Genomic DNA, 15,544 nt, shown 5'->3' on the forward strand with positions numbered 1-15,544 from the left:
AAATCATGTTGACCCTTGCCCATTACCTCGTCCTCGGCGCGATCCTGTTTGCTATCAGCGTCGTCGGCATTTTCCTGAACCGCCGCAACGTCATCATCATCCTGATGGCGATCGAACTGATGCTGCTCGCGGTGAACACCAATTTCGTCGCGTTCTCGCACTATCTGGGCGACGTGCACGGCCAGGTTTTCGTCTTCTTCGTGCTGACGGTTGCTGCAGCCGAATCGGCGATCGGTCTCGCAATTCTGGTGACCCTGTTCCGTAGTCTCGACACGATCAATGTCGAGGATCTCGATCAGCTCAAAGGTTAATTTCAGGAAAAGCGGTTATGTCCACGATACTCAATGAAAACCTGCTGTTGGCAATTCCGCTGGCACCGCTCGCCGGTTCCCTGGTTGCAGGGCTGTTCGGCAAGGCGATAGGGCGGGCGGGTGCGCATTCTGTCACGATCCTCGGCGTCGCGATTTCGTTCATCCTGTCGGTCATGGTCTTCTTTCAGGTGATGGACGGCGCGAGCTTCAACGCGACCGTTTATCAATGGATGTCGATCGGCAAGACGCAGCTCGAAGTCGGCTTCCTGGTCGACTCGCTGACCGCGATGATGATCGTCGTGGTCAACTTCGTGTCGCTGATGGTGCACATCTATACGATCGGCTACATGGCCGACGACGACGGCTACCAGCGCTTCTTCTCGTACATCTCGCTGTTCACGTTCTCGATGCTGATGCTCGTGATGAGCAACAACTTCCTGCAGCTGTTCTTCGGCTGGGAAGCGGTGGGTCTCGTTTCGTACCTGCTGATCGGCTTCTACTTCAAGCGAGAGAGCGCGATCTACGCGAACATGAAGGCGTTCATCGTGAACCGCGTCGGCGACTTCGGTTTCCTGCTCGGCATCGGTCTGCTGTTCGCGTTCGCCGGTTCGATGAACTACGGCGAAGTCTTCGCAAAGCGTACCGAACTCGCGGCGCTGAACTTCCCGGGTACCGACTGGGGCTTGCTGACGGTGGCCTGCATTTGCCTGTTCATCGGCGCGATGGGTAAGTCGGCGCAGTTCCCTCTGCACGTGTGGCTGCCGGACTCGATGGAAGGTCCGACGCCGATCTCCGCGCTGATTCACGCTGCGACCATGGTGACGGCCGGTATCTTCATGGTTACGCGCATGTCGCCGCTGTTCGAACTGTCCGATACGGCGCTGTCGTTCGTCATGGTCATCGGTGCGATTACCGCGCTGTTCATGGGCTTTCTCGGCATCGTCCAGAACGACATCAAGCGTGTGGTCGCTTATTCCACGCTGTCGCAGCTCGGTTACATGACGGTCGCGCTCGGCGCATCGGCTTACTCGGTCGCCGTGTTCCACCTGATGACGCACGCGTTCTTCAAGGCGCTGCTGTTCCTCGGCGCGGGTTCGGTGATCATCGGCATGCATCACGATCAGGACATGCGCAACATGGGCGGCCTGCGCAAGTACATGCCGATTACGTGGATCACGTCGCTGATCGGTTCGCTCGCGCTGATCGGCACGCCGTTCTTCTCAGGCTTCTACTCGAAAGACTCGATCATCGACGCGGTGAAGCTGTCGCATCTGCCGGGCTCGGGTTTCGCGTACTTCGCGGTGGTCGCAAGCGTGTTCGTGACCGCGTTGTATTCGTTCCGCATGTATTTCATGGTGTTCCACGGCGAGGAGCGCTTCCGCAATCCGAAGCACCCGGAATCGCCGATGGGCGCCGAAGCCGCGTCGCATGCAAATGGCGCGCACGGCCACGACGACCATGGTCACGTTCACGGCGCCCACGCTCACGAGCCGCACGAAACGCCGTGGGTCGTGTGGGTGCCGCTCGTGCTGCTGGCGATTCCGTCGATCGTGATCGGCGCGATCGGCGTCGGTCCGATGCTGTTCGGCGACTTCTTCCAGCACGGCGTCGCGTTCGACAAGGTGATCTACATCAGCGAGAACCATCCGGCGCTGCATGAGATGGCCGAAGAATTCCAGGGCTGGGCGTCGATGGGTCTGCACTCGGTGTCGGGCCTGCCGGTATGGCTCGCGCTCGCAGGCGTGGTGGTCGCATGGTTCCTGTATCTGGTCCGTCCGGATCTGCCCGCTGTCATCAAGCGCGCATTCGGCCCGATCTACACGTTGCTCGATAACAAGTACTACATGGACAAGATCAACGAAGTCGTGTTTGCGCGGGGCGCTGTGGCCATTGGCCGTGGTTTGTGGAAGGAAGGCGACGTGGTCGTGATCGACGGCATCGTGAACGGCAGCGCACGCTTTATCGGCTGGTTCGCTAGCGTGATCCGCTTCCTCCAATCCGGTTACATCTACCACTACGCGTTCGCCATGATCATCGGCATGCTGGGGCTCCTGACCCTGTTTGTAACGCTCGGCGGCAAATAAGGCGAGAGACACTCATGCACGCTTATCCGATTCTCAGCATCGCGATCTGGTTGCCGATCTTCTTCGGTCTGCTGGTCCTCGCGATCGGCAACGACGAGAACCCCGCTCCCGCGCGCTGGATCTCGCTGATCGGCTCGGTCCTGAGCTTCCTCGTCACGCTGCCGCTGATCACCAGCTTCGATTCGAGCACCGCCGACCTGCAGTTCGTCGAGCAGGCGAACTGGATCCAGCGCTTCCACATCATGTATCACCTCGGCGTGGACGGCATTTCGATGTGGTTCGTCTCGTTGACCGCGTTGATCACGGTGATCGTCGTGATCGCAGCGTGGGAAGTGATCACGAAGAACGTCGGCCAGTACCTCGCGGCCTTTCTGATCCTTTCGGGCATCATGGTCGGCGTGTTCAGCGCGGCCGACGGCATGCTGTTCTACGTGTTCTTCGAAGCGACGCTGATCCCGATGTACATCATCATCGGCGTGTGGGGCGGGGCGAACCGTGTGTACGCGGCGTTCAAGTTCTTCCTGTACACGCTGGCGGGCTCGCTGCTGATGCTGGTTGCGCTGATCTATCTGTACAACGAGACCGGCTCGTTCGACATCGCCACCTGGCAGCACGCGCAGATCGCGATGACGCCGCAGGTGCTGCTGTTTATCGCGTTCTTCCTGGCCTTCGCGGTAAAGGTGCCGATGTGGCCGGTGCACACGTGGTTGCCGGACGCGCACGTGGAAGCGCCGACTGGCGGCTCGGTGGTGCTGGCTGCGATCATGCTGAAGCTCGGTGCGTACGGTTTCCTGCGCTTTTCGCTGCCGATCACGCCTGATGCGAGCCATTTCCTCGCACCGGTCATCATCACGCTGTCGCTGATCGCCGTCATCTACATCGGTCTCGTTGCGATGGTGCAGGCCGACATGAAGAAGCTGGTCGCGTATTCGTCGATTGCGCACATGGGCTTTGTCACGCTCGGCTTCTTCATCTTCAATCAGCTCGGCGCGGAAGGCGCGATCGTGCAGATGATCTCGCATGGCTTCGTGTCGGGCGCAATGTTCCTGTGCATCGGCGTGCTGTACGACCGCATGCACTCGCGTCAGATCGCCGATTACGGCGGCGTCGTCAACGTGATGCCGAAGTTCGCGGCGTTCGTGATGCTGTTCGCGATGGCGAATTGCGGCTTGCCGGGCACTTCCGGTTTCGTCGGCGAATTCATGGTGATTCTGGCCTCCGTCCAGTACAACTTCTGGATCGCGAGTGGCGCGGCAGTCACGCTGATTCTCGGCGCGGCCTACACGCTGTGGATGTACAAGCGCGTGTACTTCGGCGCGGTCGCGAACGACCACGTGAAGAACCTGCTCGACATCGACCGTCGCGAATTTTTCATGCTGGCAGTGCTCGCCGCACTGACGCTGTTCATGGGCCTGTATCCGAAGCCCTTTACCGATGTGATGCACGTATCCGTGGAAAACCTCCTCTCCCACGTTGCGCAATCGAAGCTGCCGTTGCCTCAGTAACGACGAGCGGAGGAATTTAAGACCATGCAAAACGCCCCTATGACTGCTCTGTTGCCTGACGCATTGGTGATGTTCGCCATTGTCATCGCGTGGCTCAACGACACGTTCGTCGGCCCGGAGGGTCGCCGTACCACGTATTTCATCGCGTTCTTCTCGACGCTCGTCGCCGGGATCTGGTTCGCGGTGAATGCGTTCGACCCGCAAGTGCATTACTTCTTCGATCACATGTACGTGGTCGATCCGTTCGCCAACGTTATGAAGGCGGTGGTGTCGCTCGGCTACGCGGTGACGATCGTTTATTCGCGTCGCTACCTCGAAGACCGTAGCCTGTTCCGCGGCGACTTCTTCCTGCTCGGCATGTTCTCGCTGCTCGGCCAGATCGTGATGATCTCGGGCAACAACTTCCTGACGCTGTATCTCGGTCTGGAACTGATGTCGCTGTCGCTGTACGCGGTGATCGCGCTGCGTCGCGAAGTGGCGTCGTCGAACGAAGCGGCGATGAAGTACTACGTGCTCGGCGCGCTGGCTTCCGGTTTCCTGCTGTACGGTGTTTCGATGCTGTATGGCGCGACCGGCTCGCTGGACCTGAACGAAGTGTTCAAGGCGATCAGCACGAGCCACTACGATCCGACCGTGCTGCTGTTCGGCGTGATCTTCATCGTGGCGGGCGTGGCGTTCAAGATGGGCGCGGTGCCGTTCCATATGTGGGTGCCCGACGTGTATCAGGGCGCACCGACGGCGATGACGCTCATCGTCGGTGGCGGTCCGAAGGTCGCGGCGTTCGCGTGGGGTCTGCGTTTCCTCGTGATGGGCCTTCTGCCGCTGGCGGTTGAATGGCAACAGATGCTGGTGATTCTGGCGGCGCTGTCGCTGATCGTCGGCAACATCACCGGTATCGTGCAGCGCAACGTCAAGCGGATGCTCGCGTATTCGGCGATCTCGAACATGGGCTTCGTGCTGCTCGGCCTGCTCGCCGGCGTGGTCGACCAGAAGACCACGGGCGCCGCGAGCGCGTACGGCTCGGCGATGTTCTACAGCATCGTCTACCTGATCACGACGCTCGGTACCTTTGGCGTCATCATGCTGCTCGCGCGCCGCGACTTCGAAGCGGACACGCTGGAGGACTTCAAGGGCCTCAATCAGCGCAGCGCGGTCTTCGCGTTCGTGATGATGATCATGATGTTCTCGCTCGCGGGTATTCCGCCGGCAGTCGGCTTCTACGCGAAGCTCGCCGTGCTGCAAGCGACGATGAACGCCGGCCTGACCTGGCTTACCGTGCTCGCGGTGATCACGTCGCTGTTCGGCGCGTTCTACTACCTGCGTATCGTCAAGCTGATGTACTTCGACGAGCCGCAAGACAAGTCGGCGATCGTGGCGGACACGAGCACGCGCGCGTTGCTCGCGTTGAACGGCGTCGCCGTGCTGGTGCTCGGTATCGTGCCGGATCCGCTGTTGCGCGCCTGCCTGCAGGCGATCCAGCACACGCTGTTGCTCTGATGTCCGCTGCGGGCTGGTTTATCGTGCTGTTGGCGCTAGTCGGCGCCAACCTGCCGTTCCTGAATCAGCGCCTCTTCGCCGCGGTGCCGTTGAAAGCGGCGAAGAAAAGCGCCTGGCTCCGGATTGCCGAATTGATCGTGCTGTATTTCGTGGTCGGCGCGCTGGGCTTTTTGCTCGAAGCGCGCGCGGGAAATCGCTTCGAGCAGGGCTGGCAGTTTTATGCGATCACGTTCGCTCTGTTCGTCGTGTTCGCTTTTCCCGGTTTTACCTTCCAATATCTCGTCAAACGCCGCTGACGGCGTCTCGCCGTCGCGCGCGCCTGGCTGTTCCGAGGTCCGCACATGGCAGAACTTCCCAATCACGACGCCGCGCTAACCGAGACTTGTATCGACAGCAAGACGGTCCATCAGGGGCCGTTCATGACAGTCAAGTACGATACGGTCCGACTCCCGGACGGCAAACAAGCGACGCGCGAATACGTTCAGCATCCGGGCGCCGTCATGGTGATCCCCTTGTTCGATGACGGTCGCGTGCTGCTCGAAAGTCAGTATCGCTATCCGATGGGCAAGGTGATGGTCGAATATCCGGCCGGCAAGCTCGACCCGAACGAGGGCGCGCTGGCGTGCGCGGTGCGGGAACTGCGCGAGGAGACCGGCTATACCGCGCGCGAGTACGTGTACCTGACACGGATCCACCCGATCATTTCTTACTCGACCGAATTCATTGATATCTATCTGGCGCGGGGCTTGACCGCGGGCGAGCGCAAGCTCGACGAAGGTGAGTTTCTCGAACTGTTCACCGCGACCGTGGAGCAAGTGTCCGAGTGGGTGCGCACGGGCAAGATCACCGATGTGAAGACGATCATCGGTACTTTCTGGCTCGAGAAAGTGCTGTCGGGCACGTGGCCGACTGAGGCGCCCGAGACGGTGTAAGTTCGCGTCAGCCCGGGAGCTGATTTAACCAAGCCCCTGTTGGTCGATGACCGGCAGGGGCTTTGTCATTGGCTCCGCCGTTTCTTTCTGGCTCAACAGAATTCCGTTTCCTATGCCATCTGGCTGGCTCGTCGTGGCCCTGCCGGCCGGCTAGTATGAACCGTCCGATCACCGAGTCCGCCGTCGATTTTGTTTGGGATAGCCGACGCTACTCATCTGAGTGATCTGATTCCGGCTCAACCTCAGGTTGTCAATTGACAACTCGAAATTGAGCGGCTACATTGGAGGTGTCGATGGTTCGAGGAAGGCACAAGAAGAAAGAGATCGAGGCCGCATTGGCGTACGCGGAGCAGCACGGCTGGCGCGTTCAGGACGGCGGAAGAGGTCATGCGTGGGGAAAAATCTATTGCCCGTACAAAGACGCCGAATGTCGGTGCGGAGAGTTCTGTATATCGAGCGTTTGGAGTACGCCGAAGAATCCCGGCAATCACGCCAGACATCTGCGGCGCATCGTCGGCAACTGCGCGGCACGGCGCTGGTGTGTTCCTAGGGAGCAAACAGGAATTGCAATAACCTGGGCTCAACAAAGACAGGAGTAACGTATGGAATATGTGTTCACGTTGAAGTACCGCCTCGCCGCGGAAGACTGCGATGCAGACGCAATGGTGGAGCGGTTGGGCGACGCGGGGTGCGACGACGCCACGATTGGCGTCGGGCAACCAGGCCGCCTTGCGCTGCTTTTCAGCCGTGAAGCCACGAGCGCATTCGAGGCTGTCACCAGCGCGCTCAAGGACGTGAAACGCGCTGTGCCGTCCGCGCAACTGGTCGAGGCAGGACCTGACTTCGTGGGGCTGACCGACGTGGCCGAAATGGCGGGAGTGTCGCGGCAAAACATGCGCAAGCTGATGCTGAACAACGCCATCGACTTTCCGCCGCCGGTCCACGAAGGCAGTGCGTCGGTGTGGCATCTGACGGACGTCCTCGAATGGCTGACCGCGCGCGGCGGGTACGAGATTGACATTAGTGTCGCGGATGTCGCAAAACTGGCGAAGCAGATCAATCTGACGAAGGAGGCCCGTCAGATTGAACCGCGCGTGAGTCGTCAACTCGGCAATCTCGTGGTGTAGCGGTGCGCCGCAAGCGGGCTGGAGAACCGAGCAAATGTGGCACCGGTTACCGCTCGGGCCGCCTTCGGCAGCACATGCCGTAAAGCGTTAAAATCGCGCACCCACGTGATATTCCGTTGCGGCAGTTGGCGGCTGTGCGTCGGCCCAAAGGTTTTACGAACGATCGTTCACAAATTTCCATTTTGCGCTAAACTGGCACGCAAGCCCTGATTCCACATGAAGGTCCTCGATTTACAGTGTCCCCATGGCCATCGGTTCGAAGGCTGGTTCGCTTCGGCTGATGACTTCGAGTCGCAGCAGTCCCGCAAGCTCGTCGAATGTCCGATCTGCGGTGCGCACGAGGTGAGCCGTTTGCCGTCGGCACCGCGTCTGAATCTGTCGGGCGCGACCGACTCAAAAGCGCCGGCGGGCGTCGAGCAAATGCAGGCGCACATGATTCGGGCGCTGCGCGAGGTACTGGAGAAGACCGAGAACGTGGGCGACCGCTTCGCCGAGGAAGCGCGGCGCATTCACTACAACGAAGCGCCCGCGCGCAGTATTCGTGGTGTCACCACACCCGAGGATGCGCGTGCCTTGGTCGAGGAAGGCATCGAAGTGATGCCGCTGCCGGTCCCGGCTGCGCTGAAGGAACCACTGCAGTAGCGCGGTGGCTCCAGGCGGCTGGGTGGTGGCGGCCAGGAGACACTACGCATGAATCTGGACTATTCCCCCGCTGAAGACGCGTTCCGCGCCGACATCCGCGCCTGGCTCGAAGCGAATCTGCCTCGCGAGCTAAGCGACAAGGTTCTCAATCACAAACGTCTTTCCCGCGAAGACTTCGCAAGCTGGCACAGGCTGCTCGGCACGCGAGGCTGGTCGGCGGTCGCGTGGCCGCGCGAATACGGCGGCCCCGGCTGGGACGCGACCCAACGACATATCTGGGAAGAAGAGTGCGCGCGTGTTGGCGCACCTACCGTGCTGCCTTTCGGCGTCTCGATGGTTGCGCCGGTGCTGATGAAGTACGGTAGCGAGGCGCAGAAACGCCACTATCTGCCGCGCATTCTCGACGGCACGGACTGGTGGTGTCAGGGCTATTCGGAGCCCGGGTCGGGTTCCGACCTTGCGTCGCTGCGCACCCGCGCCGAGCGTGTCGGTGATCATTACGTGGTCAATGGTCAGAAGACTTGGACCACGCTCGGCCAGCACGCCGACATGATGTTCTGCCTCGTGCGCACCGACAGCGGCGCCAAAAAGCAGGAGGGCATCTCGTTCCTGCTGATCGACATGAAAACGCCGGGCATCACGGTGCGGCCCATCGTCACGCTCGACGAGGATCACGAGGTCAATGAAGTGTTCTTCGAGGACGTCAAAGTGCCGCTCGACAATCTGGTCGGCGAAGAAAATCGCGGCTGGACCTATGCGAAATATCTGCTTGGGCACGAGCGTACCGGCATCGCGCGAGTCGGTGCGTCGAAGCGTGAACTGGTGTTTCTCAAACGTGTCGCGCTGAATCAGAAAAAGAACGGCAAGCCGCTGCTGCACGATCCGGTGTTTGCGGCAAAGGTCGCGAGTCTCGAAATCGAGTTGATGGCGCTCGAAGTCACCGTGCAACGCGTGGTGGCGAACGAGGCGGGCGGTCGCGGCCCGGGCCCGGAAGCGTCGATGCTGAAGATCAAGGGCACGGAAGTGCAACAGGGACTCACCGAACTGATGTTCGAAGCGATCGGTCCGCTGGCCGCGCCGTTCGACGTGCCGTTCCTCGAAGGCGAACGCGAGCACAGTCTTGCCGGCGACGACGATGCCGCGCCGCTTGCCGCGTACTACTTCAACTTCCGCAAGACGTCGATTTACGGCGGCTCGAACGAAATTCAAAAGAACATCATCGCGCAGATGATTCTCGGACTTTGAGGAGCGGCGCATGGACTTCACTTTCAACGACGAACAGCAGCAATTTGCCGATGCGCTGCGCCGCTATCTCGAGAAGAGCTACGGCTTCGAAGCGCGCCAGGCGATCGTGCGCTCGGAGGCGGGCATATCGGCCGATCATTGGGCTGCGTTCACCGAATTGGGGCTGACCGCGTTGCCGGTGCCGGAAGCACAGGGCGGTTTCAACGGCGGCCCGATCGACATGCTCGTGGTCATGCAGGAACTCGGCCGCGCGCTCGTCGTCGAGCCGTATTGGGCGACCGCGGTCGGCATCGAAGCACTGCGGCTCGCCGGAACCGGCGACGGCGAAGATGCCGCGCTGCTCGAACGGGCGGCCCAGGGCGAAGCCAAACTGGCCGTGGCGTTTCATGAGCCGCATGCCCGCTACGATCTGTTCGACCTCGCGACGACCGCGAGCGCGCAGGGCCCGCAGTACACGCTGAGCGGCAGAAAATCTGTCGTGCTGCACGGTGCGCAGGCGGACCACTGGATCGTGCCGGCGCGCCTCGATGGCGAGATCGCACTCTTCGTCGTCGCGCGCGACGCGACCGGCGTCACGCTTACCGAGTACCGCACCATCGACGGTCAACGCGCCGCAACTCTCGAATTCAACGGCACGCCCGCGCGCCGGCTCTCCGGCGAACATGCGGGGGCGGCAACGCTCGAGCAGATCGCCGACTACGGCACGCTGCTGCTGTGCGCGGAGGCGATCGGCGCGCTCGACGCGCTCAATCACGCCACCGTCGAATATACGAAAACGCGCCACCAGTTCGGTCAGCCGATCGCGCGTTTTCAGGCACTCCAGCACCGCATGGTCGAGATGCTGATCCACGCGGAGCAGGCGCGCTCGATCACGTATCTCGCAGCGATGCGCTACGCGAGTGAAGACGCGAACGAGCGCCGTCGCGCGATCTCCGCGGCCAAGGTTCGGGTCGGCCAGGCCGCGCGTTTCGTCGGTCAACAGGCGGTGCAGTTGCACGGCGGCATGGGTGTCACGAACGAAGTGGCGGCCGCGCACCTGTTCAAGCGCCTCGCGATCATCGAGACCACGCTCGGCGACGTCGATCATCATCTCGCGCGGTTTGCCACGCTGCCCGCGTTTGCGGTCGCCGAAGTCTGATCCGGCCGTTCCACCGAACCAAGGAGGTGCACTGATGAAAATCAGTTTCGAAGATATGGAAGTGGGCACGAGCTACGAAATCGGCAAGCACACGTTCACGCGCGAGGAGATTGTCGAGTTCGCGCAGAAGTTCGATCCGCAGCCGTTTCATCTCGACGAAGCCGCCGCGGCCGAATCGCCGTTCCGCGGGCTCGTAGCGAGTGGCTGGCACACGTGCTCGGTGATGATGGGCATGCTCGTGCGCAAGGTGCTGGCGGATTCGACGTCGATGGGTTCGCCCGGCATCGACGAGATTCGCTGGTTGAAGCCGGTGCGAGTCGGCGACACGATCACGATGATGAACGTCATCGTCGCTAAGCGCGTGTCGCAGAGCAAGCCCGATCGCGGCATCGTGTCGACGCGCTGGGAGGGCATCAATCAGCACGGCGACACGGTGATCACGGTGCGCTCGAACGGCATGTTCGGCCTGCGCAATCCGGGAGCGGCGGCATGACGGCGAGCGCGGCGACGATCGCCGCGTTCGACAGTGCGGACGCTCTGCGCGCGCTCGTCGGCGCGGAGCCGCTCGTCAGCGAATGGCTGAGCGTCGATCAGGACAGGGTCAACCGTTTCGCCGAGGCGACCGGCGATCATCAGTGGATTCACATCGATCCCGAGCGGGCCAAACGCGAATCGCCGTTTGGCGGGCCGATCGCGCATGGGTTTCTGACGCTGTCGCTGATTCCGGCTTTGCTCGGCAAGACGCTGAGAATCGAGCAGCGCATGGGCGTGAACTACGGCTTGAACCGCGTGCGTTTCATGTCGCCGGTACTCGTGGGGTCGTCGCTGCGTGGGAAGTTCGCCGTCGAATCGGTGACCGACGTAGACAACAACGGTGTGCAAGTCGCGTGGAACGTGACGCTGGAGCGTCAGGGCGGCGAACGACCGGTGTGCGTCGCGGAGTTCATCACCCGGCATTACTTCTAGTGCTCGCCCTTCGCAGATGAACTGAAAAAGCGCGAGCCGGCAGGCATGCCGCTCGCGCTTTCTGTTTGTGTCCAGTCGCGTCAGCGAGACAGCGCGCAACTAGTGTTTCGCGTACTGCGTCGCGCCAAACAGAATTTCTTTCGCCTTGTCGTCCATCAGCGGCGCGCGCGCGGATGCGAGCACGTCGACGCCGCGCACGACCGCCGGCCGCGCGGCGATCTCTTCATGCCAGCGCTTCACGTTCGGCAACGAATCGAGATCGACACCCTGATTGTTCCACGAACGGGTCCACGGAAACGCGGCGATGTCCGCGATCGTATAGTCGTTGCCCGCGAGGTAACGCGTCTTGCCGAGTTGCGTGTCCATCACGCCGTACAGGCGTCGCGCTTCGTTGGTGTAGCGATTGACCGCGTATTCGATCTGCTCGGGTGCATACACGCGGAAGTGATGCGTTTGGCCGAGCATCGGACCAAGCCCGCCCATCTGGAACATCAGCCATTGCAGTGCCGCGTAGCGCCCGGCCGGGTCGGTCGGTAGAAACTTGCCGGTCTTCTCGGCCAGATAAATCAGGATCGCACCCGATTCGAATAGCGCGAACGGCCGTCCGTCGGCGGTTTTCGGACCTTCGGAATCGACCAGCGCGGGAATCTTGTTGTTGGGACTGATAGCGAGAAATTCGGGCTTGAACTGGTCACCGGCACCGATATTCACGGCATGCACGTTGTAGGGTAGGCCCGTCTCCTCGAGCATGATATGAACCTTGTGGCCATTCGGGGTCGCCCAGCTATAGACATCGATCATCCTGGCTCCTTGTTCGTCAAAGCGGCGCCGCAAAGAGGGCGCCGCCGTTGTCGAAAATTAGAGCATAGATCGCGCGATGCTGCTTGCAGTGACCTCAACGGCCGCACTCGCTTTGGGCCGAAGCACTCAAACCCGCGTGACCGGCATTTCCACGCGAGCCGCCGCACCCGCATCCATATGACGCGCGAGTTCGAGCTTGGCGATCGCGTTGCGGTGCACTTCATCGGGGCCGTCGGCGAAACGCAGCGTGCGCGCCGACGCATACGCATACGCGAGCGGGAAATCGTCGCTGACACCGCCGCCGCCGTGCGCCTGAATCGCCCAGTCGATCACCTGACACGCCATGTTCGGCGCGACCACCTTGATCATCGCGATCTCGCCGCGCGCGCCCTTGTTGCCGACGGTGTCCATCATATACGCGGTCTTCAACGTGAGCAGACGCGCCTGCTCGATCATGCAGCGCGCTTCGGCGAGACGCTCCTGCGTGACGCCTTGCGACGCAACCGGCTTGCCGAACGCGACACGTTGCAGCGAGCGCTTAGCCATCAGTTCGAGCGCGCGTTCGGCGAGACCGATCAGGCGCATGCAGTGATGGATGCGCCCCGGGCCGAGACGGCCTTGCGCGATTTCGAAGCCGCGGCCTTCGCCGAGCAGCAGGTTGGTGGCGGGCACGCGCACGTTGTCGAGCGTGATCTCCATGTGGCCGTGCGGCGCGTCGTCGTAACCGAACACCGTGAGCGGACGATGCACGGTGATGCCGGTGGCGTCGGCGGGCACGAGGATCATCGACTGCTGCTGATGGCGCGGCGCGTCGGGATCGGTCTTGCCCATCACGATATAGATCGCGCAGCGCGGGTCGCCCGCACCCGACGACCACCACTTGTGGCCGTTGATCACGTAGTGGTCGCCATCGCGCACGATGCTGGTCTGGATATTCGTCGCATCCGACGACGCGACCTCCGGCTCCGTCATCAGAAACGCCGAACGGATCTGCCCTTGCAGCAACGGTTCGAGCCACTCGCGCTTGTTGTCTTCGCTGCCGTAGCGCTCGATCGTCTCCATGTTGCCGGTGTCCGGCGCGTTGCAGTTGAACACTTCGGGCGCCCAGGGCACGCGGCCCATGATCTCGCACAGCGGCGCGTATTCGAGATTCGTCAGGCCGGCGCCGCGCTCCGATTGCGGTAGGAACAGATTCCACAGGCCGGCATCGCGCGCCTTCTGCTTCAGCTGTTCGATCAGTTCGGTGGGTACCCATGCGTTGCCGTTCTGGCGATTGCGCGCGATCTCCGCATAGAACGCCTGCTCGTTCGGATAAATGTGCTCGTCGAAAAAGGCGAGCAGTTTTTCGCGCAACGCCTGGACCTTCGGGGTGTAATCGAAATTCATCTGGGACCTCGCGGGTAACGGACTGCGAATAATCGGAAGCGGGGCGAGCCCTCGTGCCTAGAGAACCTTCTGCGCGTAATGCCAGGCCAGTTCGGCCATCGGCTTCGCGCGCCGGCCGGCGTCGAGCGCCTGCGCGCTCGACGCGGTACCGTCGACGGCGCGCTTCATGATCCCTTGCAGGATCGCGGCGATGCGGAACATGTTGTAGGCCAGATAGAAATTCCAGTCGCCACGAATCTTGAGGCCAGTGCGTTGGCAATAACGCTCGACGTACCGCGCTTCATCGGGAATGCCGAGCGAGGCCCAATCGAGTCCCGCGATGCCGCGGAACTGCGCCGGGTCGACATGCCACGCCATGCAGTGATACGCGAAGTCGGCGAGCGGATCGCCGAGCGTCGACAGTTCCCAGTCGAGCACCGCGAGCACGCGCGGCTCGTTGCGATCGAAGATCAGGTTGTCGAGCCGGTAGTCGCCGTGCACGACCGACACGCGCTCGTTCGTTTCGGCCGGCATATGCTGCGGCAGCCAGTCGATCAGCCGATGCATCGCGTCGATCGGTTCGGTCTCGGATGCCAGATATTGCTTGCTCCAGCGGCCGATCTGGCGGGCGAAGTAATTGCCTGGCTTGCCGTAGTCGGCGAGGCCGGCCGCGGCGACGTCGACGCTGTGCAACGCCGCGATCACGCGATTCATTTCGTCATAGATTGCGGCGCGCTCGGTGGCCGTCATGCCGGGCAGCGATTGGTCCCACAGCACGCGGCCTTCGACGAACTCCATCACGTAGAACGCGCGGCCGATCACGCTTTCGTCCTCGCACAGTGCGAGCATCCGCGCGACCGGCACGTCGGTGCCGGCGAGCGCGTGCATCACGCGATATTCGCGTTCGATCGCATGCGCGGACGGCAGCAGCTTCGCGGCGGGTCCGGGCTTCGCGCGCATCACGTACGAGCGCTTTGGCGTGATCAGCTTGAACGTGGGATTGGATTGTCCGCCCGCGAATTGCTCGAGCGTGAGCGGTCCCGCGAAGCCGTCGACATGTCCGGCCAGCCACGCGGCGAGCGCGTCGTGGTCGAAACGTTGCCGCTCGTTGACCGGGCGGGTGCCCTCGAAAGCCGAGTAGTCCTGTCTGCCTGCGGGTTCGCCGGTCTGCGTGGCTTGCGCCATGTGTCTCCTCCAGTTCGGTGTCAGCTACGCTGGAATCGGATGAATTGTGCGTAGAGCATTTCCATCGTGGTGTTGCGAACGTCGCGATGCAACGGCGACGGCGGTGAATAGTTGAGCATGCGCAGCACCCAGTCGCGCGGCGCGGCGCCGACGTCGAGCGCATTGATGCAGCCGGTCGCCTGCGACAGATGACCGAAGAAGGTGCGTCCGCCCGCCGTCAGCGCGTGCGACAGGATCGCGCGATTGACGCCGCCGTGCAGCACCAGCAGCACGGTATCCCACGACGTGTCCTCGCGCAGCGCCGCGACGGCCGGCAGCACGCGATCGAACAGCTCGCCGATCGTTTCGCCGTCGAGAAAGCGCATGCTCTCCGGCACGATGCCGTCGAACACGCCGAGAAACGCCGCCTCGATATCGCTCGGCGGAATGCTGCCGAGCCGCCCGCCGCGAATCTCCTGCAATGCGGGCTCGATCTCGGGTTCGATCTGCTGACCCGTTTCGACGAGCACGCGCCGCGCGGTTTCGATCGTGCGCGGCAAGCCGCTGACGATCACGCGGTCGAAGCGCACCTGCTGCTCGGCGAACACGCGGCCCGCCGCGCTCGCCTGCTCGCGGCCGTTCGCGTTCAGCGGCACGGTTTCGGGATCGATCGCGCGGCCGGAGTCGTCGAAGTAGGTGACGTCGCCGTGACGCATCAGGAAGATGCGGCGCCGTTTCGGCAGTTGATAGTCGGGCATGTCGGGCGG

At 62.2% G+C, this 15,544-nt stretch carries 17 protein-coding genes; 13 read left to right on the top strand and 4 right to left on the bottom strand.

What is annotated here, in order from left to right; translation table 11 throughout:
• The first annotated feature begins 5 nt into the window (after window positions 1-5).
• From nuoK to AB3X95_RS33475, 13 genes are all read left to right on the top strand, one after another.
• Complete coding sequence (gene nuoK / locus AB3X95_RS33415; RefSeq protein WP_176109119.1) at window positions 6-311, top strand: NADH-quinone oxidoreductase subunit NuoK; 306 nt, start codon at window positions 6-8, stop codon at window positions 309-311.
• Between the two features lie 17 nt (window positions 312-328).
• Window positions 329-2,395, top strand: coding sequence for an NADH-quinone oxidoreductase subunit L (nuoL, locus tag AB3X95_RS33420; protein WP_368623513.1), 2,067 nt, complete (start codon window positions 329-331; stop codon window positions 2,393-2,395).
• A 14-nt stretch (window positions 2,396-2,409) separates the two neighbouring features.
• Window positions 2,410-3,900, top strand: coding sequence for an NADH-quinone oxidoreductase subunit M (locus tag AB3X95_RS33425; RefSeq protein WP_176366885.1), 1,491 nt, complete (start codon window positions 2,410-2,412; stop codon window positions 3,898-3,900).
• A gap of 24 nt (window positions 3,901-3,924) precedes the next feature.
• Window positions 3,925-5,397 carry an NADH-quinone oxidoreductase subunit NuoN gene (nuoN, locus tag AB3X95_RS33430; RefSeq protein WP_184227624.1) on the top strand — a complete coding sequence of 491 codons (1,473 nt, stop codon included), beginning with the start codon at window positions 3,925-3,927 and terminating at the stop codon, window positions 5,395-5,397.
• Window positions 5,397-5,693 carry a DUF2818 family protein gene (locus tag AB3X95_RS33435; RefSeq protein WP_018420024.1) on the top strand — a complete coding sequence of 99 codons (297 nt, stop codon included), beginning with the start codon at window positions 5,397-5,399 and terminating at the stop codon, window positions 5,691-5,693. Before nuoN ends, AB3X95_RS33435 begins: the two co-directional genes overlap by 1 nt.
• A 45-nt stretch (window positions 5,694-5,738) precedes the next feature.
• Window positions 5,739-6,329 carry an NUDIX domain-containing protein gene (locus AB3X95_RS33440; protein WP_184227623.1) on the top strand — a complete coding sequence of 197 codons (591 nt, stop codon included), beginning with the start codon at window positions 5,739-5,741 and terminating at the stop codon, window positions 6,327-6,329.
• A 293-nt stretch (window positions 6,330-6,622) separates the two neighbouring features.
• Complete coding sequence (locus tag AB3X95_RS33445; protein WP_368623514.1) at window positions 6,623-6,928, top strand: hypothetical protein; 306 nt, start codon at window positions 6,623-6,625, stop codon at window positions 6,926-6,928.
• Window positions 6,929-6,931: 3 nt separating this feature from the next.
• Window positions 6,932-7,456 carry a helix-turn-helix transcriptional regulator gene (locus tag AB3X95_RS33450; RefSeq protein WP_368623515.1) on the top strand — a complete coding sequence of 175 codons (525 nt, stop codon included), beginning with the start codon at window positions 6,932-6,934 and terminating at the stop codon, window positions 7,454-7,456.
• A gap of 216 nt (window positions 7,457-7,672) precedes the next feature.
• Window positions 7,673-8,098, top strand: coding sequence for a DUF1178 family protein (locus AB3X95_RS33455; protein ID WP_176121318.1), 426 nt, complete (start codon window positions 7,673-7,675; stop codon window positions 8,096-8,098).
• A 48-nt stretch (window positions 8,099-8,146) separates the two neighbouring features.
• Entirely contained in the window at window positions 8,147-9,343 is a 1,197-nt protein-coding gene (locus AB3X95_RS33460) for an acyl-CoA dehydrogenase family protein (RefSeq protein ID WP_368623516.1), read from the top strand.
• A gap of 10 nt (window positions 9,344-9,353) precedes the next feature.
• Window positions 9,354-10,481, top strand: coding sequence for an acyl-CoA dehydrogenase family protein (locus AB3X95_RS33465; protein WP_368623517.1), 1,128 nt, complete (start codon window positions 9,354-9,356; stop codon window positions 10,479-10,481).
• Between the two features lie 34 nt (window positions 10,482-10,515).
• Window positions 10,516-10,974: a MaoC family dehydratase gene (locus tag AB3X95_RS33470; protein WP_176121321.1), complete on the top strand. Its 459-nt coding sequence runs from the start codon at window positions 10,516-10,518 to the stop codon at window positions 10,972-10,974.
• Window positions 10,971-11,447 carry a MaoC family dehydratase gene (locus tag AB3X95_RS33475; protein ID WP_176121322.1) on the top strand — a complete coding sequence of 159 codons (477 nt, stop codon included), beginning with the start codon at window positions 10,971-10,973 and terminating at the stop codon, window positions 11,445-11,447. The genes AB3X95_RS33470 and AB3X95_RS33475 overlap by 4 nt, the downstream gene beginning before the upstream one ends.
• A gap of 99 nt (window positions 11,448-11,546) precedes the next feature.
• Here AB3X95_RS33475 and AB3X95_RS33480 read toward each other — a convergent pair whose 3' ends face one another.
• From AB3X95_RS33480 to AB3X95_RS33495, 4 genes are all read right to left on the bottom strand, one after another.
• On the bottom strand, window positions 11,547-12,248 hold the full coding sequence (locus AB3X95_RS33480) for a glutathione binding-like protein (protein ID WP_368623518.1): 702 nt from the start codon (window positions 12,246-12,248) through the stop codon (window positions 11,547-11,549).
• 126 nt (window positions 12,249-12,374) lie between these two features.
• Window positions 12,375-13,634 carry an acyl-CoA dehydrogenase family protein gene (locus AB3X95_RS33485; protein WP_368590383.1) on the bottom strand — a complete coding sequence of 420 codons (1,260 nt, stop codon included), beginning with the start codon at window positions 13,632-13,634 and terminating at the stop codon, window positions 12,375-12,377.
• Window positions 13,635-13,691: 57 nt separating this feature from the next.
• Window positions 13,692-14,798 carry a phosphotransferase gene (locus AB3X95_RS33490; RefSeq protein ID WP_368623519.1) on the bottom strand — a complete coding sequence of 369 codons (1,107 nt, stop codon included), beginning with the start codon at window positions 14,796-14,798 and terminating at the stop codon, window positions 13,692-13,694.
• 20 nt (window positions 14,799-14,818) lie between these two features.
• Window positions 14,819-15,535 carry a histidine phosphatase family protein gene (locus AB3X95_RS33495; RefSeq protein WP_176366878.1) on the bottom strand — a complete coding sequence of 239 codons (717 nt, stop codon included), beginning with the start codon at window positions 15,533-15,535 and terminating at the stop codon, window positions 14,819-14,821.
• Window positions 15,536-15,544: the final 9 nt, after the last annotated feature.

This window comes from Paraburkholderia sp. BR13444 (assembly GCF_040948755.1).
GTDB classification, from domain to species: Bacteria; Pseudomonadota; Gammaproteobacteria; order Burkholderiales; family Burkholderiaceae; genus Paraburkholderia; species Paraburkholderia youngii.